Source organism: Erwinia sp. MYb416 (assembly GCF_037479575.1).
GTDB classification, from domain to species: domain Bacteria; phylum Pseudomonadota; class Gammaproteobacteria; order Enterobacterales; family Enterobacteriaceae; genus Erwinia; species Erwinia rhapontici.
Map to the genome: position 1 here is coordinate 333,876 of NZ_JBBGYT010000439.1, position 26,407 is coordinate 360,282.

25 protein-coding genes and 1 other annotated feature are annotated in these 26,407 nt (G+C 54.8%); of the genes, 14 read left to right on the top strand and 11 right to left on the bottom strand.

Translation table 11 applies throughout. The features are described from left to right. Positions 1-71: 71 nt before the first annotated feature. A complete protein-coding gene (locus WH277_RS20375; protein ID WP_159336349.1) occupies positions 72-1,499 on the bottom strand; it encodes an EmmdR/YeeO family multidrug/toxin efflux MATE transporter in 1,428 nt (475 codons plus the stop codon). Positions 1,500-1,634: 135 nt separating this feature from the next. Then, a complete protein-coding gene (locus WH277_RS20380) occupies positions 1,635-2,531 on the bottom strand; it encodes a Kdo hydroxylase family protein (protein WP_133841572.1) in 897 nt (298 codons plus the stop codon). A 175-nt stretch (positions 2,532-2,706) separates the two neighbouring features. Between WH277_RS20380 and WH277_RS20385 the strand changes: the two genes are divergently transcribed. After that, positions 2,707-3,780, top strand: a complete 1,074-nt coding sequence (locus WH277_RS20385) for a LacI family DNA-binding transcriptional regulator (protein WP_133841571.1) — start codon at positions 2,707-2,709, stop codon at positions 3,778-3,780. A gap of 56 nt (positions 3,781-3,836) precedes the next feature. On the opposite strand, the gene WH277_RS20390 is transcribed toward WH277_RS20385, so the two are convergent. From WH277_RS20390 to dacD, 4 genes are all read right to left on the bottom strand, one after another. Next, positions 3,837-4,154 carry a DUF496 family protein gene (locus WH277_RS20390; protein ID WP_133841570.1) on the bottom strand — a complete coding sequence of 106 codons (318 nt, stop codon included), beginning with the start codon at positions 4,152-4,154 and terminating at the stop codon, positions 3,837-3,839. A 161-nt stretch (positions 4,155-4,315) separates the two neighbouring features. Next, positions 4,316-5,374, bottom strand: coding sequence for an FUSC family protein (locus WH277_RS20395; RefSeq protein WP_159336346.1), 1,059 nt, complete (start codon positions 5,372-5,374; stop codon positions 4,316-4,318). Between the two features lie 213 nt (positions 5,375-5,587). Further along, on the bottom strand, positions 5,588-6,058 hold the full coding sequence (gene sbmC / locus WH277_RS20400) for a DNA gyrase inhibitor SbmC (RefSeq protein ID WP_339506679.1): 471 nt from the start codon (positions 6,056-6,058) through the stop codon (positions 5,588-5,590). 155 nt (positions 6,059-6,213) lie between these two features. Continuing rightward, the gene (gene dacD, locus WH277_RS20405; RefSeq protein WP_159336695.1) at positions 6,214-7,359 is read right to left on the bottom strand and encodes a serine-type D-Ala-D-Ala carboxypeptidase DacD; all 1,146 of its coding nucleotides are present in this window, start codon (positions 7,357-7,359) and stop codon (positions 6,214-6,216) included. A 315-nt stretch (positions 7,360-7,674) separates the two neighbouring features. On the opposite strand from dacD, the gene sbcB reads away from it, so the two are divergent. Then, complete coding sequence (gene sbcB / locus WH277_RS20410) at positions 7,675-9,102, top strand: exodeoxyribonuclease I (protein ID WP_339507051.1); 1,428 nt, start codon at positions 7,675-7,677, stop codon at positions 9,100-9,102. 61 nt (positions 9,103-9,163) lie between these two features. On the opposite strand, the gene WH277_RS20415 is transcribed toward sbcB, so the two are convergent. Continuing rightward, positions 9,164-10,531, bottom strand: coding sequence for an APC family permease (locus WH277_RS20415; protein ID WP_339506681.1), 1,368 nt, complete (start codon positions 10,529-10,531; stop codon positions 9,164-9,166). A 470-nt stretch (positions 10,532-11,001) separates the two neighbouring features. Further along, complete coding sequence (locus WH277_RS20420; RefSeq protein ID WP_339506683.1) at positions 11,002-12,417, bottom strand: glutamine synthetase family protein; 1,416 nt, start codon at positions 12,415-12,417, stop codon at positions 11,002-11,004. A 221-nt stretch (positions 12,418-12,638) separates the two neighbouring features. Between WH277_RS20420 and puuD the strand changes: the two genes are divergently transcribed. From puuD to WH277_RS20435, 3 genes are read left to right on the top strand one after another with little or no spacing between them, the layout of a single operon-like run. Further along, a complete protein-coding gene (gene puuD / locus WH277_RS20425; protein WP_227534777.1) occupies positions 12,639-13,403 on the top strand; it encodes a gamma-glutamyl-gamma-aminobutyrate hydrolase in 765 nt (254 codons plus the stop codon). Beyond that, positions 13,400-13,957: an HTH-type transcriptional regulator PuuR gene (gene puuR, locus WH277_RS20430; protein WP_133841560.1), complete on the top strand. Its 558-nt coding sequence runs from the start codon at positions 13,400-13,402 to the stop codon at positions 13,955-13,957. The genes puuD and puuR overlap by 4 nt, the downstream gene beginning before the upstream one ends. 57 nt (positions 13,958-14,014) lie before the next feature. Beyond that, positions 14,015-15,292 carry an NAD(P)/FAD-dependent oxidoreductase gene (locus tag WH277_RS20435; RefSeq protein WP_259151470.1) on the top strand — a complete coding sequence of 426 codons (1,278 nt, stop codon included), beginning with the start codon at positions 14,015-14,017 and terminating at the stop codon, positions 15,290-15,292. Positions 15,293-15,357: 65 nt separating this feature from the next. Here WH277_RS20435 and WH277_RS20440 read toward each other — a convergent pair whose 3' ends face one another. Further along, on the bottom strand, positions 15,358-16,185 hold the full coding sequence (locus tag WH277_RS20440) for an SDR family oxidoreductase (RefSeq protein ID WP_133841558.1): 828 nt from the start codon (positions 16,183-16,185) through the stop codon (positions 15,358-15,360). Between the two features lie 190 nt (positions 16,186-16,375). On the opposite strand from WH277_RS20440, the gene hisL reads away from it, so the two are divergent. The 9 genes from hisL (at position 16,376) to hisIE (ending at position 23,636) form a co-directional block, all read left to right on the top strand. Further along, positions 16,376-16,423 (top strand): his operon leader peptide, encoded by a 48-nt coding sequence (gene hisL / locus WH277_RS20445; RefSeq protein WP_100396937.1) that lies wholly within the window; start codon positions 16,376-16,378, stop codon positions 16,421-16,423. After that, positions 16,399-16,521, top strand: a sequence feature (His leader region). Its footprint overlaps the gene before it by 25 nt. A gap of 58 nt (positions 16,522-16,579) precedes the next feature. Next, positions 16,580-17,479: an ATP phosphoribosyltransferase gene (gene hisG / locus WH277_RS20450; protein ID WP_133841557.1), complete on the top strand. Its 900-nt coding sequence runs from the start codon at positions 16,580-16,582 to the stop codon at positions 17,477-17,479. 4 nt (positions 17,480-17,483) lie between these two features. Then, positions 17,484-18,791 (top strand): histidinol dehydrogenase, encoded by a 1,308-nt coding sequence (gene hisD, locus WH277_RS20455; protein WP_339506687.1) that lies wholly within the window; start codon positions 17,484-17,486, stop codon positions 18,789-18,791. Next, positions 18,788-19,879, top strand: a complete 1,092-nt coding sequence (hisC, locus tag WH277_RS20460) for a histidinol-phosphate transaminase (RefSeq protein ID WP_167863649.1) — start codon at positions 18,788-18,790, stop codon at positions 19,877-19,879. Before hisD ends, hisC begins: the two co-directional genes overlap by 4 nt. After that, positions 19,876-20,940 carry a bifunctional histidinol-phosphatase/imidazoleglycerol-phosphate dehydratase HisB gene (gene hisB / locus WH277_RS20465; protein ID WP_133841554.1) on the top strand — a complete coding sequence of 355 codons (1,065 nt, stop codon included), beginning with the start codon at positions 19,876-19,878 and terminating at the stop codon, positions 20,938-20,940. Before hisC ends, hisB begins: the two co-directional genes overlap by 4 nt. After that, positions 20,940-21,530: an imidazole glycerol phosphate synthase subunit HisH gene (gene hisH, locus WH277_RS20470; protein WP_339506689.1), complete on the top strand. Its 591-nt coding sequence runs from the start codon at positions 20,940-20,942 to the stop codon at positions 21,528-21,530. The genes hisB and hisH overlap by 1 nt, the downstream gene beginning before the upstream one ends. Positions 21,531-21,535: 5 nt before the next feature. Further along, complete coding sequence (gene hisA, locus WH277_RS20475; RefSeq protein WP_159336341.1) at positions 21,536-22,273, top strand: 1-(5-phosphoribosyl)-5-[(5-phosphoribosylamino)methylideneamino]imidazole-4-carboxamide isomerase; 738 nt, start codon at positions 21,536-21,538, stop codon at positions 22,271-22,273. Then, positions 22,255-23,031: an imidazole glycerol phosphate synthase subunit HisF gene (gene hisF, locus WH277_RS20480; RefSeq protein ID WP_133841551.1), complete on the top strand. Its 777-nt coding sequence runs from the start codon at positions 22,255-22,257 to the stop codon at positions 23,029-23,031. The genes hisA and hisF overlap by 19 nt, the downstream gene beginning before the upstream one ends. Next, positions 23,025-23,636 carry a bifunctional phosphoribosyl-AMP cyclohydrolase/phosphoribosyl-ATP diphosphatase HisIE gene (hisIE, locus tag WH277_RS20485; RefSeq protein WP_339506692.1) on the top strand — a complete coding sequence of 204 codons (612 nt, stop codon included), beginning with the start codon at positions 23,025-23,027 and terminating at the stop codon, positions 23,634-23,636. The genes hisF and hisIE overlap by 7 nt, the downstream gene beginning before the upstream one ends. 41 nt (positions 23,637-23,677) lie before the next feature. Here the strand turns inward: hisIE and WH277_RS20490 are convergent, their stop codons facing one another. Together WH277_RS20490 and gndA are read right to left on the bottom strand one after the other, a co-directional pair. After that, positions 23,678-24,688 carry a Wzz/FepE/Etk N-terminal domain-containing protein gene (locus WH277_RS20490; protein ID WP_339506694.1) on the bottom strand — a complete coding sequence of 337 codons (1,011 nt, stop codon included), beginning with the start codon at positions 24,686-24,688 and terminating at the stop codon, positions 23,678-23,680. Positions 24,689-24,837: 149 nt separating this feature from the next. Continuing rightward, a complete protein-coding gene (gene gndA / locus WH277_RS20495) occupies positions 24,838-26,244 on the bottom strand; it encodes an NADP-dependent phosphogluconate dehydrogenase (protein ID WP_339506696.1) in 1,407 nt (468 codons plus the stop codon). Positions 26,245-26,407: the final 163 nt, after the last annotated feature.

Below are 26,407 nucleotides of genomic sequence, written 5' to 3' on the forward strand. Positions count from 1 at the left end.
TCTATGATATATCTTAAGCGCAACATAGACTGACCTCATAATGCGTAAAAAAAGAGGCAATTTGTGCGCTATTATTGCTCTGGCTGTGGGCGATACTTCCACAACCAGCGGCCGCTGTTCATTCGATGGTAGAAGAACCCCCCACGGATCATCCAGTCCAGCACCATGCCCAGCCAGATCCCCACGACGCCGAAGCCCAGCACAATGCCCAGCAGGTATCCAGCCACGATACGTCCGCCCCACATGCTCAACAGAGACACCCACATGGTGTAACGCGCATCGCGTGCCCCTTTCAATCCCGCGGGCAGCACCCATGATGCCGCCCAGAACGGCATAAACGCCGCATTGAGCCAGACCAGCATTTTCACCACATGGATAACTTCCGGGTCCTGGGTGTAAAACTGTGCCAGCAGCCCGGCAAAAGGCACCGTCAGCAGCGCCAGCAGGCACAGACCAATACTCGACAGCCCGAAAATAAAGCGCAGCAGGCGCTCCGGCTGGCCCAGTTGACCGCGCCCCAGACGGGTACCGACAATGATGGTCGACGCGGAGCCAAGCGCATTACCTGGCAGGTTAATCAGTGACACAATGGAGAAGGCGATAAAGTTACCGGCGATGACATCGGTCCCCATTCCGGCGACAAAAATCTGGGTTAACAGCTTGCCGCCGTTAAACAGAACCGATTCAATGCTGGCCGGAACGCCAATGCCGAGCACTTCGCGCAGAATACTCATATTCAGACGGGTGAAATAGCTTCTTAGTGAAATTTTCAACGCCGGAACAAAACCTATCACCAGCACGTAAATCACCGCTGCCGCACCGATATAGCGCGAGATCGTCAGTCCCAGACCGGCCCCGACAAACCCCAGCCCATGCCAGGAGAAACAGCCGTAGATCAGTACACTACTGATGATGATATTGAGGATGTTCATCCCGCCGTTGATCAACATCGGGATTTTGGTGTTTCCGGCACCACGTAACGCCCCGCAGCCAATCAGGGCGATGGCTGCCGCCGGGTAACTCCAGGCGGTGACTTGCAGGTAGGAGAGCGCCAACGCTTTGACTTCCGGCTCTGCTTTACCCGCAATCAGATCGATGATCTGCGGGCCAACAAACTCGATCGCCAGCGCCAGCAGAACGGCAAAAATCGTCATGATGATCAGCGACTGACGCGCGGCGGCCACCGCTCGTTCCCGGTTCAGCTTACCGAGGCTGAACGCCACCACCACCGTTGTGCCGAGGTCGATAGCGGCGAAAAAGGAGATCACGACAATATTAAAACTGTCGGCCAGCCCGACCCCGGCCATCGCCTCTTTGCCCAGCCAGCTGACCAGGAAAGTACTCAGCACCCCCATCAGCAAGACGCATAAATTCTCAAAAAAGATCGGCACCGCTAACGGGGTGATTTCACGCCAGAAGAGTACGCGGAAGGAACGTCTTTTAGGATACCAGTCCGTACGTTGTATCGCTTGCTGCAATGAAACACGAAGGTTTTGCAAGATTGTTTCCGCTTTTCTCTGGGAAAGAAATATACGCTAACCAGATGATGGTAAAAGACATGACATTATGCAAAGTCTTTTTATGTTTCAAATTGCAGAAACAAAGAGATGCCTGCATGAGGCATCTCTTTAACGTTACAACAGCGGTTGCTGCAACAGTTTTTCCAGCACCGACAGCGGCGCATTTTGCGGGTTTTTCATTCCGGAAATCGGCAGTAAAAAGGTCTGCTCCAGCATAAACTGGCCGCTCATTGCCGCGTGGGGCGTCTGGTCAGCAAAACAGACCCAACTGCTGCCCGGCGGCAGCGTCAGCGCTACCTGTGGCCCCTGCTCCTGATAATGCCTGTCCGCTTTCATCGCATCATGCAGTCTGAGCATCATATGGTCGTATCCGGTGCGTCGGGATTTGGTCATGCCCAGGCGATGCTGTAGCCAGCTTCCCAGCGGGGAATACCCTTTCAAATGTGACATAAATCGCTGTGCCAGCACCGGAAAAGGTTCGCCCACACGCCACTCACGGCTTTCACCATGCGGATTAATATTGGTGAAAATACGCAGAATACGCTCGCCCTGGATGGGACGTGAAGGGAACGCATCCACATGCAGGCGACTGTCATCTTTACGCCAGGAACTGGCATCACGCCAGGCGGTGACCGGATGCAGGCGCAGAGTATTTGACGGGGAGTGCACCGCGTGGCGGTACTCCGGCAGCAGCGCGTCGAGCAGTTGCAGGCAATGCTGATAATAGCGCGACAGTAACGCGGTCACCTCAGGAGCTTTATCCTGCTGCGCAATGCCCCGCACCTGACTTTTTTGCGGATTAAAGCTGATATTTTTACGTTTGGGGTCCACCAGCGCTGGCGTCAATAAAGCCAGCTCTTCCGGCAGCAGCGTAAAGGTCAGGTGAGGCATAAACAGGACATTGCCCTGCTCAAGTGACTCGAGAGCATTGCTATCGTGCTGTGGTTGATTCCAGCCGGTCAGCGGAAGTGTGTGGATCACCCGATCCCGGGATAACGTGTGTTCAGACATGTTATATCCTTATTGTCTGTCAAAAATGAGGTCAGTTCGGCGACCATTATATTCTGCGACATCAATTTTAATTAAACACGGGCTAAACCATAAGGCAGTGTGAAAGGAGGGTGCAGAGCGAAAGATGCGGCTGCGTTTTATTGCTACACTGCGGATTCAAAAACAGGAGTGAACTATGAGAGCCCGTTCCGTAACGCTGGAAGACGTCGCCAGTGCTGCCGGTGTGTCTTATCAGACCGTCTCCCGGGTGCTGAATCATTCGAGCCAGGTGGCAGAGCAGACCCGTATGCGGGTGGAAGCGGCGATGCAGGCGCTGAATTATGTGCCTAACCGGGTGGCGCAGCAGCTGGCGGGGAAAAATACCCGTACACTCGGCCTTGCCACCAGCGATCTCGCGCTGCTGGCACCGGCACAGATTGCCTCGGCGATCCAGCAGCGTACCAGCCAGCTGGGTTATCATCTGGTGATCGCGATGGCGGGCAGCGGCGGCGCGCAGCAGGCGGTCAGCGATCTGTTATCCCAGCGAGTCGATGCGCTGCTTATCAATGTGCCGCTTGAGGCGCAGGCCGCGCAACAGATTGAACGCATGGCAGCCTCCCTGCCCTGCCTGTTCTTAGATGTGGCGGAAGATGCCGATGTTGCCGCCTGCACCTTCAGCGCGCATACCGGTGCACGTCAGGGTGCAGAACATCTGCTGCAACTGGGGCACCGCCATATTGCCCTGCTTAACGGCCCGGCAGATTCGGTCGCGGCACGCGCACGCCGCGCGGTCTGGATTGAGGTCTTGCAAGAGCATCAGCTGGCACCCTGCAACCAGTTAGAGGGCGACTGGAGTGCTCAATCAGGATTTAAGGCTGTGATGCAACTGGCCGGGCAGGAGATGCCCTCTGCTCTGTTGGTCGCTAACGATCAGATGGCACTGGGCGCAATGCAGGCACTGCATCAGATGGGCGTAGCTGTGCCCGCAGAGATGTCGGTGGTCGGTTATGATGATACGGCAGACAGTGCCTGGTATCAGCCACCGTTAACCACGGTGCGTCAGGATATGCGTCAGTTGGGCGAACACAGCGTACAGTGGCTGACCCGCCAACTGGAGCAGCCCGGCAGTGAAACAGGATTACCCCCGTTTGCAACGTCCCTCGTGGTGCGAGCCAGCACTGCTGCCCCCCGTTACGCGCAGCGTACGCCTCATCCGGTGGCAGAGGAGTTACGCCGTCTGGCACAACAGTTGGATAATGACGTACCATAAAAAAAGCCGGGCATCTCTGCCCGGCTCACTCTATTCACTGATGTCACCACAGGCTATTACGCTTTTGGTTCGCCCAGTGATTTCAATTTTTTCGACAGATCGCGACGTTCTTTCGACAGGTCGGCATTTTTGATGATGTAGTCATCAACGCGATCTTCGTAGTCGCTACGCATGCTGGCGATAATTTCCTGAATGGCTTCGACGCTCATCCCTGGCTTGATGTACTCACCGAGGTTATCGAGCAACAGCACACGCTTCTGGTTATCACGGATTTTCTTTTCATTATCGTGAATTTCACGTTGCAGCTTGTTCTTACGACGGAACATACGCACGAACTCCAGTACGTCCTGAAATGATTGCTTTGCATTTTCCATGAAGACACCTTTCATTTGGGCCTGTGCAAACAGGCATCATTGTCGTGGCTATCAGCTTAACGGCGGGCCGCTGCCGATGGCAATTTTAAACTTACAGAACTGCGCTGTCCCCATCTTACCCTGAACCGAGTCAGCTCGCAGTAAGTTGTTGCTGAATCATTCTATTTTCGCAACGCGAGTCGGATAAGTTCGGTCAGTCTTTCCAACTGACTGGCCATTTCCAGACTGAGCCAGACATAACCGTGAATAGGCGTTTCCACCAGTTCGTCGCTGTCTGACTCGGCAATCAGCTGCCGCAGTTCCCGGGTGATTTCCGCCAGCTCTTCGCTGTTGGCGGCAATTTTCCCGGTATCCCCTTCGACAATCACCTTTGACAGTGCTCGCAGGGTATTTTCGGTCATTTGCTGGGTACGCCGCAGCGCCGGCGCGTTGAGCATAATCAGATGACTCTGACGGGAAGCCCACCAGGCATTGAGCTGGAGTTCCAGCGTGCAAACCAGATTACGGTTCAGCGTCTGGATACCTTCAAACACCGAACGCGGCGTACGTGTTTCCTTGCTGGAGGGTTCGATCAACGCACGCATTTTAATCACGTTAGTTAACAGACGCTGTAACGGGCGTGACAGACGCGGCTTCTCGACGAGGTTGGAGGAAAAGCCAGCGTGATACACCCGCGCGGTCTCCAGCAGCAAATCGGAAAGCTGAATGCGCCAGTGAGTATAGGCTTTCTGCGGATAGATACTGGTAAACAGTAGCGCCAGCAGCGAACCGAGGATCACATCTCCCCCACGCCACAGCGCGGTGGTCATATCGCCCGGAATGCCGCCACAGATCACGGCCAGAGTGATGCCGATCAGCAACGCCATATAAGGGTGCTTACCCAGCGTCAGAAAACCACTGATAAACATCACCGCCGCACACCACACCAGCATGACCGGCATAGAGATCAGTTCCAGTTTGAGCGCAATCAGCCCGGAGATTGAACCAAAGATGGTACCGCCAATACGCTGAACCGCACGGGGGAAGACGTTGCCCCACGAGGAGATCGGCCCCATCACCACCACCAGCGTGATAAGCGGCCAGCTGCCTTCCGGGATCTCCATTATGCGCACCAGCAGGAACGTCAGGATAAATGCCAGAGCGATACGCACACCGTGGACGATGCGGTAATTACGGTACAGGCTGAACTCAAAGGCCGACAGCGGCTTGTCCGGTCGCAAAGGTAGCTCCGAAAGAAGAAAGAATCAGCGGGACATCATACCTGAAGCAGGCTCAGGTAACAGGCGAACGAGGGATGTTTTCCCCCGTTTTCTCGCTCATTTCACTGCATTAAGCAGCAGAAAACACTGAGATTACCGCACTGATACAACCCGTTAATCGGCCATTTTCTTCTTGCGGATGTCATTCACATTTCGACAACAAAACAGAGTGTGCTAAAGGCTGCGTTTAACCAGCGGAACGCAGATCAGGAACTCCCAAATACCGCTTTGCGATCCGTCATTCAGATAGTGATCAAAACAGGGCCCTTCTGCACGCTGATAGCCACTGTTCGGCAACCACTCGTCGTAAAAGGCCAGCCAGGGGGTTGAAAAATCGCCGTCGTTGACGGTGACTTTCGCCACGCCATAGGTGCCACCGGGAAGAGAACGCAGTTCAACCCCTTCACTGCCCAGCGGCAAAACGTAGCCATCAGGCACACTGATACCGGTATCAATACGCAACTGTTCGGGGGGGACGATCTCGGGGTTATCGTAATAGATCGCCAGCCAGTCTCCTGCCAACTGATGACGTTCCACCCATTCGCTCAAACGGGCAAAGCCTTGCGGCGCGGTGTCCTGCCAGGGACCGACCAGACGAAAGGCGGCTACATTTTTCGCCTCAAGATGCTTAATATCGACCTGCATGGTTCTCTCCTCAATGAATTAACTACTGTATAAATAACCATTAAAAGCGATTTTTACCAGGCATCTTTCGTTGAAGAGAAATGATTTGTGAGGCGCTGCACAGAGTGGAGGGATGGCCGGGTCATATCTTTATGCCCGGCCCGCACAGAGTGAGATTATAACTTCTGTTTGATGTAGTCGCTGATGCGGGTGATAAGCCCCGCCTGCTCAATCGGTTGCAACGCCACCAGCGGGTAGCTGGCCAGCGTTTTGTCCCCTTCGACCAGTTGGATAGTGCCCACCTGTTCATGCAGTTTAATCGGGGCTTCCAGGTCTTTGCGGTCAATCACATACCGGGCTTTCACTTTCTGCACTTGATCACGCGGCAGTGCCAGGAATACATCTTTCTCGCTGCCCAGAGAAACGCGGTGCGGGTTACCGTACCAGACGTTTTCATGGCCAATCTCTTTGCCGGCGTGGAACAGCTGGATGGTATCGAACTGGCTCTGGCCCCAGGTCAGCAGTTTACGCGCCTGCTCTTCCCGCCCTTTAGAACTTTTTCCGCCCATGATCACGGCAATCAGGCGGCGCTGCCCGTCAACACTGGAGGCGATAATATTGAAACCCGCGCTTTCGGTATGACCGGTTTTCAGCCCATCAACATGCAGTGTTTTATCCCACAGCAGGCCGTTGCGGTTCTGCTGAGTAATGCCATTCCAGGTGAGCGATTTCTCACTGTACATCTGGTAGAAGTCCTGCTCACCGCTAATGATGGCGCGCGATAGCGTGGCCAGATCGCGTGCCGTGGTGAACTGCCCTGGTGCATCCAGTCCATGCACAGTTTCAAAGTGGGTATTGCTCAGCCCCAGTTTATCCACGTACTGATTCATCATGGTGACGAAATTCGCCTGACTGCCGGCCACATAGTCAGCCAGTGCAACACAGGCATCGTTACCGGAATCAATAATCACACCCCGGCTGAGGTCGCGTACTGAGATTTTCTCTCCCGGTTTAATGAACATTAGTGACGATCCTTTAAATACCGGGTTACCGGCTCCCCAGGCATCGTTACCCACGGTCACCATGTCGTCACGGGTGATGCGCTTTTTATCAATGGCGCGATCCACCACATAGCCGGTCATCAGCTTGGTGAGGCTGGCCGGGTTGCGGCGTTCGTCCGGATTCCCGGAAGTGAGGATTTGTCCGGTGGTGGCATCCATCAGCACCCAGGAGGCGGCATCAATCGCCGGAGCGGTCATCGGGAATGCCAGTGCATCCCCGGCAGGCTGGCCTTCGGCACAGACGGCGGTACTCAGGGCCATAACCACACAGAAACTTGCAAGCTGATGCTTTTTCAACGCTCAATCCTCAACATAGACACAATAAAAAACTGCGCATATTGTACGGGATCCGTGATGTCTTTGCGTGACTAAATTGCAAGAAAATATGAATAAATCAGGGAATTAAAAATATACTCTGTGAAAAGCCGATTTGCACAGCGGCAATGGACGCCCTGCCACTTCATGCCTGTCTGGATATGGTTTACTATGGGACATAAGCCAATGCGGGAAGGTTCACATCAAGGATCAGGCACTGCGTTTTTAGAAAGTTAACAAACAGAAGTGGACAGCGAAACAGTGAAAGACAAAGCCAACCAACCCACCTTCCTTTTCCACGATTACGAAACCTTCGGTAAAAGCCCCTCGCTGGACCGCCCTGCGCAGTTCGCGGGCATCCGTACCGATATGGATTTCAACATCCTGGGCGAGCCCGAGGTATTTTACTGTCAGCCTGCGGATGACTATCTGCCACAGCCGGAAGCCGTGATGATCACCGGCATCACGCCGCAAATTGCGCGTGCTCGCGGTGTCAGTGAAGCGGAATTTACCCGCCGTATTCATCAGTTGTTCAGCGAACCCAACACCTGTGTGGTGGGCTATAACAATGTGCGCTTTGACGATGAAGTCAGCCGCAATCTGTTCTATCGTAACTTTTACGATCCCTACGCCTGGAGCTGGCAGTACGGCAACAGCCGCTGGGACCTGCTGGATGTGATGCGTGCCTGCTATGCCCTGCGCCCGGAAGGTATCGAATGGCCTGAAAACGAGGACGGCTTCCCCAGCTTCCGCCTTGAACACCTGACCAAAGCCAACGGTGTTGCCCATGAAAACGCCCACGATGCGATGTCGGATGTTTATGCCACCATTGCGATGGCAAAACTGGTCAAGGAGAAGCAGCCACGCCTGTATGACTTCCTGTTCAGCCACCGTAATAAGCAAAAAATCAGCGCGCTGGTTGATATTCCGCAGATGAAACCGCTGGTGCATATTTCCGGCATGTTTGGCGCGGCTCGCGGTAACACCAGCTGGATTGCCCCGCTGGCCTGGCATCCCGATAATCGCAATGCCCTAATCACCTGCGATCTGGGTGGTGATATGACCCCCCTACTCACCCTGAGCGCCGATGAACTGCGTGAGCGGTTGTATACCCCGCGCAGTGAGCTGGGTGATGTTGCCCCGGTACCGCTGAAACTGGTACATATTAACAAGTGCCCGGTAGTTGCCCCGGCGAATACCCTTCGTCCGGAAGATGCGGAACGCATTGGGATTGACCGTCAGCGCTGCCTGGATAACCTCACCCTGCTGCGTCAACACCCTGAGGTACGCGAGAAAGTAGTAGCGCTGTATGCCGATGCCGAACCGTTCAAAGCCTCCGAAGATGTGGATGCCCAGATTTATAACGGTTTCTTTAGCGATGCTGACCGCAATGCGATGAATATCATTCGTCAGACCGTGCCGGAGAATCTTCCGGCGCTGGATTTAGCGTTCAATGATGCACGCATTGAGAAACTGCTGTTCCGCTATCGCGCACGTAACTTCCCTGGCACGCTGGATGACGCCGAGCAGAAACGCTGGCTGCAGCATCGTCGCGAGGTGCTGCATCCTGAGCGAGTGCAGAACTATGTTCAGGAACTGGAAATGCTGTTTAATCAGTATGAAGGGGAGCAGGCGAAGCTGGATCAGCTGAAAGCGCTGTTTGAGTACGCGCGGGAACTGGTGTCCTGATATGAAAAGGGCGGACCCAACAGCGGTCCGCCCTCACAGATAATGATGCACCCACGAGGGTTTACATCAAATCTTCACTGCACTGCGGCACCGGATTACGGAAGCTGCGGGTGACAAAGGCCAGATACAGCAGACCAATCGCGGCCCAGACCAGGCCCAGCACCATGGAGCTCTCTTCCAGATTCACCCACAGAGCCCCCACGGTCAGTGCCCCCATCAGCGGCAATACAAGGAACTTGAAGTTATCTTTCAAGGTCTTGTTACGCTTCTCACGGATCCAGAACTGAGAAATCACCGACAGGTTAACGAAGGTAAACGCCACCAGCGCCCCAAAGTTAATCAGCGCCGTTGCCGTCACCAGATCGAAGGTGATTGAAGAGAGTGCGATCACCCCCACCAGCAGCACGTTCAGTGCCGGCGTACGCCATTTCGGATGGATATAACCGAAGAAACGCACCGGGAATACCCCATCACGGCCCATCACATACATCAGACGTGACACGCCCGCATGCGCCGCCATACCAGAAGCCAGTACCGTCACGCAGGAGAAGATCAGGATACCGAACTGGAAGGCTTTACCTGCCACATACAGCATAATTTCCGGCTGCGACGCGTCCGGATCTTTAAAGCGCGAGATATCCGGGAAGTACAGCTGCAGGAAATACGACACCACAATAAAGATGACGCCGCCGATCAGCGCGGTGAGGAAGATCGCTTTCGGGATAACACGCTCTGCATCTTTGGTCTCTTCCGACAGTGAACTAATACCGTCAAAGCCAAGGAAGGAGAAACAGAGTATCGTCGCGCCAGTGATCATCGGCACCACATTGGCGTTTTCTGACCAGAACGGTTTGCTGCTGACCAGCGTGCCTGCGCCTTCACCGTGCGCCACACCCCAGACAACCATCGCCATGATCGCCACCATCACCACCACCTGCAGCACGACAATCACGCTGTTAAAGTTGGCAACGGTTTTAATACCTTTGAGGTTGGAGAGGGTCATAAAGCCCACCAGCAGGATCACAAAGATCCACGATGGAATGCCAGGGACCAGTGCTTCCCAGTATATTTTCGCCAGCAGGATATTGATCATCGGCATAAACAGATAATCAAGTAGCGAAGACCAGCCGACCATAAAGCCGACGTGCGGGCTGATCGCTTTCTGCGCATAGGTATAGGCCGATCCCGCAGACGGGAAACGACGAACCAACTGGCCGTAGCTCAGTGCGGTAAACAGAATAGCAATCAGCGCAAAGGCGTACGCGGTCGCGACGTGGCCATCTGTCAGGCCAGAAACAATGCCAAACGTATCAAATAAAGTCATTGGCTGCATATAAGCCAGACCCATCATCACAACAGGCAGTAACGTCAGCGTTTTTTTCAGTTTTGCACGCGGCTGGGCGGCTGGAGTGTGCGTATCAAACGACATGATTTAGCCTCCCCACAGAATCAACCGTTCTGGGTTGAACCACAGGGGAGCTATGCGTCGTGCGATAGCTTTTCGAAAGAGGATACTGGGAAGAACAGGCAGGCGTGAAGGTATCACCTGCTGTGGCGCCGTAGTCATCGCGCTGGCGGATCCCAGCAGACGCTGGAGTAAGATGGTGAAGCCCCATGTTTGTTTCCTCGATAAAACACGTCAAAGTGTATTTAAAAGCGAATATCTATCCGGTTCTGGACCGGCCTCTTTAAAATGCGAAAGTAGTGTTGCCTGCTGACCGACAGATAAAAAAATACCGCCGCCAGGAAATTAAGCGTCGGTTTACAGGTATCATTTTGCAGGGCGCACATTCTGCACCAAAGTAAGGCGCAATGACAAGCCCCTAAGAGTTTCAGTTACAATTTATTGAAACAAAGAGAGTAAGCCGGGCGTGACAGTCACACCCGGTACAGGGATTTTCAGGCATTTTTCAGCATCCAGTCAATCTCCGTGGTGGTGATCAACCGTTCAAACTGCATCAGTTCATGGTGCTTACACTGATGCCAGACAAAACCAAAACGCGTGCCCAATAATGCCTGTATCTGATGGCTTTGCTCAAAGGCATTCAGCGCATCGCTTTGGCGGATCGGCAGCGGGTTCCCTTCCGCTTCGTGTCCGTTACCTTTGACCGCAGGAGGTAAAGGTAATTGATTGTCCAGCCCATGTAATATGCCTGCCAGAATGGCCGCCATCACCAGATAAGGATTAGCGTCCGCCCCGGCGACACGATATTCCACGCGATGGTTTTGCTGATCGCCACAGGGGATGCGCAGGGCCACGGTGCGGTTGTTATGGCCCCACGATGCCTGAAGCGGAACGAACGCCTCCGGCAGAAAACGGCGATAAGCGTTCACATTTGGGGCCAGCAGCGCCATTGATGCAGGCATCAGGTCAATCATGCCCGCCAGCGCGCGCTTCAGCAGCGGCGAATCGCTGCCATCGTCATTGGCAAAAGCATTATGATCGGCCGCATCCAGCATGCTGATATGCACGTGCATGCCACTGCCCGCATAGGCCTCGTAAGGTTTTGCCATAAAGGTGGCATTCATCCCGTGCTGCTCGGCAACCTGGCGCACCAGGCGTTTTAGCTGTACAGCATGATCGCAGGCATTGAGCACATGGCGGGTGTGATGCAAGTTGATTTCAAACTGCCCCGGCGATGCTTCCGCCAGCGCACCGTCAGCCGGTATCCCTTGTAAATGCGCCAGGGAATCGATATCACCCAGTACCGCTGAGAAACGGTCAAGATTATCGACAGAATAGACCTGGCTCTGCATGCTGCGTTCGTCGCTGCCCGGCGCACACGGTGGCTGAATATCGCCTTCCGCGTCACGCTGCTTGTCGACCAGATAGAACTCCAGCTCTACCGCTACCACCGGAAACAAACCTCGATTGCGCAGTCGCTGCCAGAGGTGATTGAGTACGTTTCGGGGTTCAACGTCAAAGGGAGTGCCATCTTGATTACACATAGTCAGCAGAACCTGTGCCAGATGGTGCGGGTCCGCCGCAGAGGGGGTTAAGGTGCCTTCAACCGGCATGCAAAGGTTATCGGGTTCGCCCAGCGCCTGGCCGAGTCCAGCCTCTTCAACGGTATTGCCCAGAATATCCATGGCGAAGACCGATGCCGGGAAGTAGCAACCCTTATCAAGTTTTGTCAGACTGGCGATGGGGATACGTTTACCGCGAAACACCCCATTTAAATCATTAAGAAGAATATCGGCATACTGCGTTTCAGGATGGCGTTCCAGATAAGCTTTCACTTCATTCTGGAACGCGCTGGTTCGTTTTTCTTCACTGTGCCGCGTGAAGTCTTCAACTTCGACAATATTGGTCATCGCATCACCTTTTCAGGTTGTTGAATACTGCTCAAAATAACAGCCACCCTCTTAACATAGCGCCAACACAAAAAGTGTGCAAATGTAACTATCCGCTTTATATTTGCGCTTATTGCGTTTGAATATTAAGCACCTGATTGCTAGATTGAAAATATATTGCACAGATTTCGGCCATTTCTGGCTCGAATGGTTGATATATTGACCAGCATGAGGAGGGATTGATGGGCATTATTTTTGACAAGCCGTTGATTGGCGTGGTGATGTGCCAAACCGATATTGGCGGCCACCCGACGCAGATGGTGCATAACAAATACCTCGATGCCATCTTCTCTCAAGGCGGTATCCCGCTCGCCCTGCCCCACGGACTGATGGCCGCTCCTCAGCGGTTAGAGAATGCAATGGCCGTTCTGGATGGCATTCTGCTGACCGGCAGCCCCAGCAATATTGAACCCCACCACTACGGCGAGAGCGGCAAAGAAGTTCTCGCCGATCCCGGCCGCGATACGCTCTCCTTTGCCCTGATCCGCTATGCACTGGACCACCAGATGCCGTTGCTGGCGATTTGTCGCGGCTTACAGGAGCTGGTGGTGGCCACCGGCGGTACGCTGCACCGTCGGTTACATCAGGTTGAGGGCCTTCAGGAGCATCGTGAGGACGAGGAACTGTCACTGGACCAGCAATATGCCCCGGCGCATGAAGTCTGGGTGGAACCGGGAGGCTTGCTGGCACCGCTGGTGAATCATTGTGAAAAATTTTGGGTCAACTCCCTGCACCAGCAGGGTATTCGTTCGCCGGGTGATGCCTTGCGCATTGAGGCGCGTGCCGGAGACGGGCTGATCGAGGCTGTCAGCCATCGCCAGCACCCGTTTGCCCTGGCGGTCCAGTGGCATCCTGAATGGCACAGCGACAGCTCGGCGCTTTCACGTCAGCTGTTTGAGGGCTTCCTCGCCGCCTGCGTGGCATCAAAAAAGGACGCACAGCAATGAGTGAAACCACGCTGGCGCCCGGACGGCGTTTATCCGAAATCCGGCAACAGATGGGATTGTCCCAGCGTCGCGTGGCGGAGCTTTCCGGGCTGACGCACAGCGCCATCAGTACGATTGAACAGGATAAAGTCAGCCCGGCCGTCAGCACGCTGCAAAAACTTCTCAAGGTATACGGCCTGTCGCTGTCCGAGTTTTTTGCCGAAAAAGTGCAGGATGAACCGCCAAAGGTGGTGATCGATGCCCATGAGCTGATCGATATCGGCAGTCAGGGCGTATCGCTGCGTCTGATCCACAACGGCAATCCTCAGCGTACGCTGGCAATGCTGCTGGAAACCTACGAACCCGGTGCCACCACCGGCGAAAAAATCCGCCATCAGGGAGAAGAGACCGGCACGCTGCTGGAAGGCGAAATCATCCTGACGATCAGCGGCCAGCACTACGCACTTCACGCCGGGCAGAGCTATGTGATCGATACCGGCAAACCGCACAGCTTTACCAATTCATCCACGCGGCCCTGCCGTATTATCAGTGCACATACTCCGGCCACATTCTGACGGCCAGAGGCGATGCTGTTTCCGGTCGCCTCTGAGCCAGTGATTAAGGGAGAAGGTATGGAACATATCAACAGCTATTATGCCGCCACCACAAACCCACATGATCCCTGGCCAGTGCTGGAAGGGGATATCCAGTGCGATGTCTGCATCATTGGCGGGGGCTTTACCGGGCTGTCGTCTGCTCTGTTCCTTACCGAGGCGGGCTACGATGTCGTACTGCTGGAGGCGGCCCGGGTGGGCTTCGGTGCCAGCGGGCGCAATGGCGGCCAGGTGGTTAACTCTTACAGCCGTGATGTTGATGTTATTGAACAACGTTACGGCAAAGAGACGGCACGTCTGCTCGGCAGCATGATGTTTGAAGGAGCAACGATCATTCGCGATCGCATCGATCGCTATGCGATTCGCTGTGATTATCGTCCGGGCAGTATTTTCGCCGCGTTGAATAACCGCCAGATGCAGCATCTGACATCGCAACACCAGCTATGGCAGCGCTATGGCAATCACGACGTCGAACTGCTGGACCAGAGTGGCATCCGACGAGAAGTGGGCACTGAACGCTATATCGGCGGGCTGCTGGATAAACGTGGCGGCCATATTCACCCGCTGAATCTGGCGTTGGGTGAGGCCGAGGCCATCCGCCGCCACGGCGGGCGTATTTATGAAAACTCTGCCGTGACCGCCGTACAATATGGCACCCCGCATCGGGTGCGTACCGGGCGCGGTGAGGTCAGCGCACGTTTTGTCATCTTTGCCGGTAATGCCTATCTCGCGCCGCATCTTGAACCGCGGCTGGCGAAAAAAAGCCTGCCCTGTGGTTCGCAAATTATTGCCACCGAACCCCTGTCCGCGGATCAGGCCCTGTCGCTGCTGCCCAACCATCGCTGCGTGGAGGACTGTAACTATCTGCTGGATTACTTCCGCCTGACAGCGGATAACCGCCTGTTGTACGGGGGCGGCGTGATCTACGGGGCGCGCGATCCAGGTGATATCGATGCTCTTATCCGCCCGAAACTACTGAAGACCTTCCCGCAGCTGGCTGGCGTGAAGTTTGACTATGCGTGGAGCGGTAATTTCCTGCTGACCCTGTCACGGATGCCACAGTTTGGGCGCCTGGAGAACGGCGTTTACTACATGCAGGGTGACAGCGGACACGGGGTGACCTGCACCCATCTGGCTGGAAAGTTAATTGCTGAGGCAATGCGCGGAGATGCCGAGCGCTTCGATGCGTTTGCCCGACTACCGCACCTGCCCTTCCCTGGCGGTCGTCGCCTTCGCGTGCCGTTAACCGCCATTGGTGCGGCGTGGTATGCATTACGAGACCGACTGGGCGTGTAACCGGGCCCGGCATCAGCACGGGGCGACCGGAAAAAGGGTCCCCCACTGCGACAACCCCTTGTTGATTATGACAATGGCATCCTGGCAGGATCGGGATAACGGTACTCGAACCCCAGCTCGCGACAGATTTTACTGCCATCGATCAGCTTGCCACTGTTTTTATCATGGTCCGCCAGGAAGGTTGGCGGCGTCAGCCCTAACTGCCGCGCAACCTGCGGGTAAAACTGATTACGCGCCGGGTGCTGCGGGGCACTGAGATTATAGATATGCCCGCCTTTCGGCGTCTGCAACAGCAGGCTAATCGCCGCAATCACATCGTCCAGGTGCACAAGGTTGACCCCCTGGTTACCATTGGCGATATCGGTTTTTCCGGCGAGAAAACGTCCGGGATGGCGATGTGGGCCAACCAGTCCGGCAAGACGTAAGATATCCACTGAGGTGTTCGGCAGATTATGCAGCCAGTTCTCCAGCGTCTGTAGCGTCTGTCCGGCCACGCTGACCGGGTCCAGCTCGCTGCTCTCTTTAGTGATACCGCTATGATCGCCGTAAACCGAGGTTGAACTGGTAAAGATAATCCGTGGCACGTTAAACGCCAGCGCACTGTCTACCAGTTGCTGTACAGACAGCAGATAATTTTCGCCCCCGGCCGCCGTCCGGCTGGCCGGTAGTGTCACCACCAGCGCATCCACGCTGAGTAGCGCCTCAAGATCGTCTGCATCGCAGTTCAGTTCCGGTGTCAATTCAAGAAGATAACAGTCAATGCCGCTTCCTCGCGCAGCATTAACGCCATCAGGCGTGGTTTTGGTGCCGGTGACCTGCCAGCCCGCGCCCGCCAGCGACATGGCCAGTGGCATACCTAACCATCCCAGGCCGACAATTGCGACTCGTTTCATCCCTCAACTCCTGTTGTTAATGCCGATCGTGCAGACCGCTATCTTATCAGGCTACGCCAGCGCTCAGTCAGTGACAACCGACAGTTGATAAGAGAATTTTTCAACATTTACAAAAAAGTGTTGCGCCACGCGTCCATTCTCGTTAGGTTATTTGTCACGTAATGAATATCCATTCATCCAAGAGAATTTTATGACACGCGTTCAGTTCAATCACCATCATCACCATCACCCTGACTAGTCTTTCAGGCGATGTGTGCTGGAAGACGATCAGGATCTTCCAGTGGTGCAGAACGCAAACTCAGCCCCCGGAAGATCGCCTTCCGGGGGCTTTTTTTATGCCCTGAGATCAGAAGAACGCGGATACACCATACAGACAGGAAAAGGATAAGAACCCATGTTAGATAACACCCGTTTACGCATAGCTATGCAGAAATCTGGCCGTTTAAGCGATGAATCACGCGAATTGCTCGCGCGCTGCGGTATTAAAATCAACCTCCAGCAGCAGCGCCTGATCGCCTTCGCCGAAAACATGCCGATTGATATTCTGCGGGTGCGCGATGACGATATTCCGGGCCTGGTGATGGATGGCGTGGTCGATCTGGGGATTATCGGTGAGAACGTGCTGGAGGAAGAGCTGCTGACCCGCCGTGCTCAGGGCGAAGATCCCCGTTACTTCACGCTGCGCCGCCTCGACTTCGGTGGCTGTCGCCTGTCACTGGCGATGTCCGTTGATGACGAATATACCGGTCCACAGTGTTTACAAAACACCCGCATTGCCACCTCTTATCCGCACTTGCTGAAAAAGTACCTGGACAAGCAGGGCGTCAACTTCAAATCCTGCCTGCTGAACGGTTCCGTCGAAGTCGCCCCGCGCGCCGGCCTGGCCGATGCGATCTGCGACCTGGTCTCGACCGGCGCCACGCTGGAAGCCAACGGCCTGCGTGAAGTGGAAGTGATCTACCGCTCTAAAGCCTGCCTGATCCAGCGCGATGGCGAGATGCCTGCCGCCAAACAGGAGCTGATCGACAAACTGATGACCCGTATCCAGGGTGTGATTCAGGCGCGTGAATCCAAATACATCATGCTGCACGCACCGAGCGAACGCCTGGACGATATCATCGCCCTGCTACCGGGTGCTGAGCGCCCAACCCTGCTGCCGCTGGCCGGTGATAAGAGCCGCGTAGCGATGCACATGGTCAGCACTGAAACCCTGTTCTGGGAAACGATGGAAAAACTGAAAGCCCTGGGTGCCAGTTCCATTCTGGTACTGCCCATTGAGAAGATGATGGAGTAATTCGATGGCGACCCTGATGACCCCCATTGCCTGGCAGGATTGCAGTGCCAAACAGCAGCAGGCCCTGCTGCTTCGCCCGGCGCTTGGCGCCTCTGACAGCATCAGTGCCACCGTGCGCGGCATTCTCGACAAGGTTTCGAGTGAAGGTGACGATGCGTTGCGTTATTACAGCGCCACCTTCGATAAAACTCAGGTTGATGCACTGCGCGTCAGCGAACAGCAGATCACCGATGCCTGTGCGCGATTGGGTGATGAGATCAAGCAGGCGATGGCTGTTGCGGTCGCCAATATTGATACCTTCCATCAGGCGCAGCAGCTGCCGCCGGTGGATATCGAAACACAACCCGGCGTGCGCTGCCAGCAGGTCACGCGCCCGATAGCGTCAGTCGGCCTCTATATTCCGGGTGGCACGGCTCCGCTGTTCTCCACGGTACTGATGCTGGCTACCCCGGCGCGTATCGCAGGCTGTGGCCGAGTGGCGCTCTGCTCTCCACCCCCGATTGCCGATGAAATCCTTTATGCTGCAAGGCTGTGTGGCGTGCAGGAAGTGTTCCAGGTTGGCGGGGCGCAGGCGATTGCCGCCCTCGCCTTCGGGACAGAATCCGTGCCTAAGGTGGATAAAATTTTTGGTCCAGGCAATGCGTATGTCACCGAGGCCAAACGTCAGGTGAGCCAGCGCATGGACGGCGCGGCGATTGATATGCCTGCTGGCCCGTCTGAAGTGCTGGTGATTGCCGATGAAGGGGCCACGCCGGACTTCGTGGCCTCTGATCTGCTGTCACAGGCGGAACACGGCCCGGATTCGCAGGTGATCCTGCTGACGCCTTCGCAAACCATGGCCGTGGCGGTCGCCGAAGCCGTTGAACGCCAGCTCGCTGAACTGCCTCGTGCGGCCCCGGCCGCAAAAGCCCTGGAAAGCAGTCGCCTGATTGTGATGCGCGATCTGCAACAGTGCGTTGAAGTCAGCAACCGTTACGGGCCTGAGCACCTGATCATTCAGACACGCCAGGCACGCGACCTGGTCGACAGCATCACCAGTGCCGGCTCCGTGTTTCTCGGTGACTGGTCACCGGAATCCGCCGGTGACTATGCCTCGGGAACCAACCACGTCCTGCCAACCTACGGTTATACCGCCACCTGCTCCAGCCTGGGGCTGGCGGATTTCCAGAAGCGTATGACCGTGCAGGAACTGACAAAGCAGGGCTTTATGGGGCTGGCGGCCACCATTGAAACTCTCGCCGCTGCCGAGCAACTGACTGCCCACAAAAATGCCGTGACCCTGCGCGTAGCCGCACTGAAGGAGAAGCCATGAGCAGCAAGATTGAAGATCTGGCCCGTGCTAATGTGCGCGCCCTGACGCCCTACCAGTCGGCACGCCGTCTGGGGGGCAACGGTGATGTCTGGCTGAACGCCAATGAATACCCGCTGGCGGTGCCGTTTGAGCTCAGCCAGCAGACCCTGAATCGCTACCCGGAATGTCAGCCTAAGTTAGTAATTGAGCGTTACGCGGCCTATGCGGGACTGACGCCGGAGCAGGTGCTGGTGAGCCGCGGTGCTGATGAAGGCATCGAACTGTTAATGCGCGCCTTTTGTGAACCGGGTAAAGACGCGGTGTTGTTCTGCCCGCCAACCTACGGCATGTACAGCGTCAGCGCTGAAACCATCGGCATTGAATACCGCACGGTAGAAGCACGCGAAGACTGGCAGCTGAACTTGCCCGCCATCGCTGACCAGTTAGACAATGTGAAACTGGTGTATGTGTGCAGCCCGAACAACCCGACCGGAAATCTGATTAACCCGGATGATATTCGCCAGCTGCTGGAGATGACGCGTGGCAAAGCGCTGGTCGTCGCCGACGAAGCCTATATTGAGTTCTGCCCTTCAGCCTCACTCGCTGGCTGGCTGAAGGATTACCCGCACCTGGTGGTGCTGCGTACGCTGTCTAAAGCGTTTGCGCTGGCAGGGCTGCGCTGTGGTTTCACTCTCGCCAACGCCGATGTCATTGCGCTGCTGATGAAAGTGATCGCCCCTTACCCGCTCTCTACGCCTGTGGCGGATATTGCGGGTCAGGCACTGAGCGAGCAGGGCATTGCACTGATGCGCCAGCATGTGAGCGAGCTGGTCGCCACCCGGGAAAAGCTGATTGCCGATCTGCGTACGTTAGACTGCGTTGAGCAGGTGTTTGAGAGCGATACCAACTATATTCTGGCGCGCTTCTCCGCCTCAAGTCAGGTATTTAAGACCTTGTGGGATCAGGGCATTATTTTGCGCGATCAGAACAAACAGCCTGGTCTGGCGGGCTGTCTGCGCATCTCTATTGGCACCCGCGAAGAGTGTGAACGCGCAGTGGCCGCACTAACATTATTACCCGGTTCATCCGTATCTCAGGAGCAAGCATGAGTCAGAAAGTCCTTTTTATCGATCGCGATGGCACCCTCATTTCTGAGCCGCCAGAAGATTTTCAGGTAGACCGCATGGATAAACTGGCCTTCGAGCCTGACGTCATCCCTGCCCTGCTGTCGTTACAGAAAGCGGGCTATCAGCTGGTGATGATCACCAATCAGGATGGCCTGGGGACCAGCAGCTTCCCGCAGGACGATTTCGACGGTCCGCATAATCTGATGATGCAAATCCTCCGTTCGCAGGGCGTGAACTTTAGCGACATTCTGATTTGCCCACATAAGCCGGAAGATCACTGCGACTGCCGTAAGCCAAAAACAAAAATGGTGGAAGCCTGGCTGGCGGAAGGCGCACTGGATATCGCCAACAGCTATGTGATTGGTGACCGTGCAACTGACGTGCAGCTGGCGCAGAACATGGGCATCACCGGTCTGCTGTACAGCAAAGACCTGAACTGGAACGCGATTGAACAGCAGCTGACGAAGCGTGACCGTTATGCGCTGGTGCAACGCAACACCAAAGAGACGCAGATTAAAGTCGAAGTGTGGCTGGATCGCGAAGGCGACAGCAAAATTAATACCGGCGTGGGTTTCTTTGACCATATGCTCGATCAGATCTCTACCCACGGCGGCTTCCGCATGAACATCGACGTGAAAGGCGATCTCTATATTGACGATCACCACACCGTGGAAGATACCGGGCTGGCGCTGGGTGAAGCCCTGCTGAAAGCGCTGGGTGACAAACGTGGCATCGGTCGTTTCGGTTTCGTGCTGCCAATGGACGAATGCCTGGCACGCTGCGCACTGGATATCTCCGGTCGTCCGCACCTCGAATATAAAGCGGAGTTCAGCTATCAGCGCGTTGGCGATCTGAGCACCGAGATGGTGGAACACTTCTTCAGCTCACTCTCTTACACTATGGCCAGCACCCTGCACCTGCGCACCAAAGGCAAAAATGACCATCACCGCGTTGAAAGCTTGTTTAAAGCCTTCGGCCGCACGCTGCGTCAGGCGATCCGCGTGGAGGGAAATACCCTGCCAAGTTCGAAAGGAGTGCTGTGATGGATGTGGTGATCCTCGATACCGGCTGCGCCAACCTGTCCTCCGTTAAGTGGGCGGTACAGCGTCTTGGCTATGGTCCGGTAGTCAGTAAAGAAGCGGATATCGTGCTGAACGCCGACAAACTGTTTCTGCCCGGCGTGGGCACCGCCCAGGCCGCGATGGATCAGCTGCGTGAACGCGAACTGATCGCGCTGATTAAAGCCTGTACCCAACCGGTACTGGGTATCTGCCTCGGTATGCAACTGCTGGGCAGCGGTAGCGACGAGAGCGGCGGCGTACCCACGCTGAATATCATCGACCAGCCTGTGCAGCGCATGAAAGATCACGGCCTGCCGCTGCCACATATGGGATGGAATCAGATCACCTCGCAAGCGGGTAACCACCTGTTTCGCGGTATTGAAGACGGTGCCTATTTCTACTTCGTGCACGGCTACGCCATGCCGGTCAATGAATACACCATTGCCCAGTGCAATTATGGCGAAGCCTTTACCGCCGCCGTGCAGAAAGATAATTTCTTTGGCGTGCAGTTCCACCCGGAGCGTTCCGGTGCCGCTGGCGCGCAGCTGCTGAAAAACTTCCTGGAGATGTAACCGGCATGATTATCCCGGCATTAGATTTAATTGATGGCAAGGTGGTGCGTCTGCATCAGGGCGATTACGGCCAGCAACGCGACTACGGCAGCGACCCGCTGCCGCGCTTACAGGATTATGAAGCACAGGGTGCGCAGGTGCTGCATCTGGTCGATCTGACCGGCGCAAAAGATCCGGCCGCACGTCAGATCCCCCTGCTGACCAAACTGCTGGCAGGCGTCACCGTTCCGGTCCAGGTGGGCGGTGGTATCCGCACTAAAGAGGATGTGGACGCACTGTTAAAGGCGGGTGCCACACGCGTAGTGGTGGGGTCTACGGCGGTGAAACAGCCGGAAGAAGTGCAGCAGTGGTTTAAACAATACGGCGCGGAAGCGATTGTGCTGGCGCTGGACGTACGCATTGATGCCAGTAACCGTAAAGAAGTGGCGATCAGCGGCTGGCAGGAAGCCAGCGGCATCACGCTGGAAGAAGTGATTGAGCAGTTTTTGCCTTTCGGCCTGAAACACGTGCTGTGCACGGATATTTCACGCGATGGCACACTCAGTGGCTCTAACGTTGAACTGTATCGCGAAGTGTCTGCCCGCTACCCGAGCATTGCTTTCCAGTCCTCCGGCGGCATCGGCTCTCTGGACGATATTGCCGCCCTGCGCGGCTGTGGCGCTCGGGGCGTGATCGTGGGTCGCGCTCTGCTGGAAGATAAATTCACCGCATCGGAGGCTATTTCATGCTGGCAAAACGGATAATCCCTTGCCTGGACGTACGTGACGGCCAGGTCGTGAAAGGCGTGCAGTTCCGCAACCACGAAATCATCGGCGATATCGTGCCGCTGGCGCAGCGCTATGCGCAGGAAGGGGCCGACGAACTGGTGTTTTATGATATCACCGCATCCAGTGATGGCCGTGTGGTGGATAAAAGCTGGATCTCACGCGTGGCAGAAGTGATTGATATTCCTTTCTGCGTGGCTGGGGGCATTAAGTCGGTTGAAGATGCCGCCCTGCTGCTCTCGTTCGGCGCGGATAAGATTTCGATTAATTCCCCGGCGCTTGCCGATCCTTCCCTTATCACCCGCCTGGCCGATCGCTTTGGCGTGCAGTGCATTGTGGTGGGCATCGATACCTGGTTTGACAGCGAAAGCGGCAAGTACCATGTGAATCAGTACACCGGCGATGAAAGCCGGACCAAAGTCACCACGTGGGAAACCCTCGACTGGGTGGAAGAAGTGCAGAAGCGTGGTGCGGGTGAGATTGTGCTGAACATGATGAACCAGGATGGCGTGCGCAATGGTTACGACCTGGTACAACTGCAAAAAGTACGTGCACGCTGTAAAGTACCGCTGATTGCTTCCGGCGGCGCGGGCACCATGGAGCATTTCCATGAGGCCTTCCGCGATGCTGACGTTGACGGCGCACTGGCAGCTTCAGTGTTCCATAAACAGATTATTAATATCGGTGAGCTGAAAAGCTACCTGATTGAAAAAGGTGTGGAGATTCGCGCGTGTTAACAGAACAACAACTGTCCCAGCTTGACTGGGTGAAAACCGACGGCATGATGCCCGCTATCGTCCAGCACGCGGTGTCTGGTGAAGTGCTGATGCATGGGTATATGAATCAGGAAGCACTGGCGAAGACGCTGGAGATTGGCAAAGTGACCTTCTGGTCACGCACCAAACAGCGCCTGTGGACCAAAGGTGAATCCTCTGAGCACTTTCTGAATGTGGTCAGCATCACGCCAGACTGCGATAACGATACGCTGCTGGTGCTGGTCCACCCGGTCGGCCCAACCTGCCATCGTGGCACCACAAGCTGCTTCTCACCGGCGGCAACAGACTGGACCTTCCTCTATCAGCTGGAGCAGATCCTGGCCGAGCGTAAACACGCTGACCCGAAAAGTTCCTATACCGCCAGTCTCTATGCCAGCGGTACGAAGCGCATTGCACAAAAAGTCGGTGAGGAAGGCGTGGAAGTGGCACTGGCAGCGACCGTCAACGACCGCTACGAGCTGACCAATGAAGCCTCTGACCTGATCTATCACCTGCTGGTCCTGTTGCAGGATCAGGAGCTGAACCTGTCAACGGTAATTGAGAACCTGCGTCAGCGTCATAAGTAAGTCCACCCTTAATCAGGCCGGATTAACCCGGCCTGCATCCTTTATTCTTCTCTCTGTCTCTGACGATAACTTGCGACTGCATTGCGCCCGATAACAATAGCGGAACCCGCAACTGCGCCCAAAATGGCGGCCAGCAGTAATACCAGCGATTTTTTCGGGCTGGCGGGCGCCGCAGGTAAATCGGGTTGCGTGATATACGTGAATGGCTGTAACTTTTCCGCATCCGGTTTCAACTGTGAGAGTGCCAAAAGCTGAGTTTGTGTATCGTAATACTGTTTATTGAGTACCGGGGGTTTATTAGCTTCATTGGCAATCATGGCGCTAAGCGCATGGGTGCCCAACAGATATAAGGTATCATCCGAAAGGTTATCTGCCTGATTAAGCTGCGAGTTGGAAATATCGGATGCCTCTGCAATTTTCAACGCATAGCGAAAAACTTCAACGCGATGTTCATGACGCTGTAATGCGATATTTTTCTGCGCCTCAAGAGAGGCGATCAGTTCGCGTTGTTTCGCAATCAGGTTCGTATTGATTTCAGAAACATAATCATTTATCAAAGAGGCATTCACCTTCTCAATATAGTTTGAGAGTTGCGCCTGCGCGTGGCTGGCAGAATCAGCCGTAGCTGAGATGCTCAGGGGATAGTTGAGCGTTTTGTCTTTAACTTTTATATCGAACGAACTTGAAGCGGCCAGTGAAGCACTAAAGCGACTAAAGAGGCTTTGCTGAAGAATGCCCGAAGAGAACTGCCCGGGTTTGCTTTGATTACTGTTAGCATTATTCTCATTGTCATTTAATGCATAAAGTTGATTCAAAATACCACTGTAATAGACCATCTGTCCGGCGTCCGGTTGCGTCAGGATGGCGGTTGACGTCCATTTAGATTTAACCGAAACAAGATATATTCCTGCGCCAGCCAGGGTGATAGCAATCATTGCAATGACGATCCATTTGCCCTTCCATAACTGAAAAAAAACATCCAGCAGATCGAGTTCATCATCCTTTCGTGACTCAAACTGCTCAATATTCGTTTTATTTGTTTGGCTCATCATGACTCAACTTATAAAGAAAAACTGGTACGGTTTTTATGGTTATGTGAGTCAAAGATAGTCGAGCGGTTGGCAGGGCGCCAGAAGGATAGTCTTAAAAGCGGGGGGAGAAAGCGAAATAACCCCCCGAAAACGGGGGGTTAAGAGGTGACTTAGTCCAGCCATTCGGTGTGGAACACACCGTCTTTATCAGTACGTTTGTAAGTATGCGCACCAAAGTAGTCACGCTGCGCCTGAATCAGGTTCGCAGGCAGTACCGCTGAACGGTAGCTGTCGTAGTATGCGATAGCCGCAGAGAAGGTTGGCGTTGGAATACCGTTCTGCACAGCATAAGCAACAACGTCACGCAGCGCCTGCTGGTACTCGTCAGCGATGTTCTTGAAGTATGGAGCCAGCAGCAGGTTAGCGATGTCGGCATCAACAGCATAAGCATCGGTAATTTTCTGCAGGAACTGAGCGCGGATGATGCAGCCTGCACGGAAAATCTTAGCGATTTCACCGTAGTGCAAGTCCCAGTTGTTCTCTGTAGACGCGGCTTTCAGCTGAGAGAAGCCCTGTGCGTAAGAGACAATCTTACCCAGGTACAATGCACGGCGCACTTTCTCAATGAACTCAGCTTTATCACCGCTCACTGTCTGAACTTTAGGACCGCTCAGTACTTTAGAGGCTGCAACACGCTGGGTTTTCAGTGAGGACAGGTAGCGGGCAAACACCGATTCAGTGATCAGTGACAGTGGCTCACCGAGGTCCAGAGAACTCTGGCTGGTCCACTTACCTGTACCTTTGTTCGCGGCTTCATCCAGAATCACATCAACCAGGTAGTTACCCTCGGGATCTTTCTTGGTGAAGATATCTTTGGTGATGTCGATCAGGTAGCTGCTCAGCTCGCCTTCGTTCCACTCGCTAAAGGTCTTAGCCAGATCGTCGTTGCTCAGATTCAGCGCACCTTTCAGCAGGGAATAGGCTTCAGCGATTAACTGCATGTCGCCGTATTCAATGCCGTTGTGAACCATCTTCACATAGTGACCCGCACCGTCCGGACCCATATAGGCCACACAGGCTTCGCCTTCAGCGACAGCCGCGATCTCGGTCAGGATTGGCGCAACCAGCTCATAGGCTTCTTTCTGGCCGCCAGGCATGATGGATGGGCCTTTCAGTGCGCCCTCTTCACCACCGGAAACACCGGTACCGATGAAGTTGAAGCCCTGCTCAGACAGTTCGCGGTTACGGCGAATGGTGTCTTTATAGAAGGTGTTACCGCCATCGATCAGGATATCGCCTTTATCGAGGTGCGGCGTCTGGGAGGCGTTGGTTTTGTCGGTCGCTTCACCGGCCTGCACCATCAAAAGAATACGACGAGGTTTTTCCAGAGAGTCAACAAACTCTTCGATGCTGTAGTGTGGAACCAGTTTCTTGCCTGGATTCTCTGCCACGACTTCATCGGTTTTTTCACGCGAGCGGTTGAAGATAGAAACTGTGTAGCCACGGCTCTCGATGTTGAGTGCCAGATTACGGCCCATTACAGCCATACCTACAACGCCGATCTGTTGCTTGGACATACCTACTCCTGTCTGGGTGGAAAACCCGCAGTTCTGTGACTGCGGTCAATGTTCCAGACATGTTAACTCAGGATTAGGGAGGGATGGTAGTGATTGGTGCGATAGTTCTTAACAACGCAAATAAGCAGTCTAAAATTGTGGATAACATCCCCAATAACTTCAT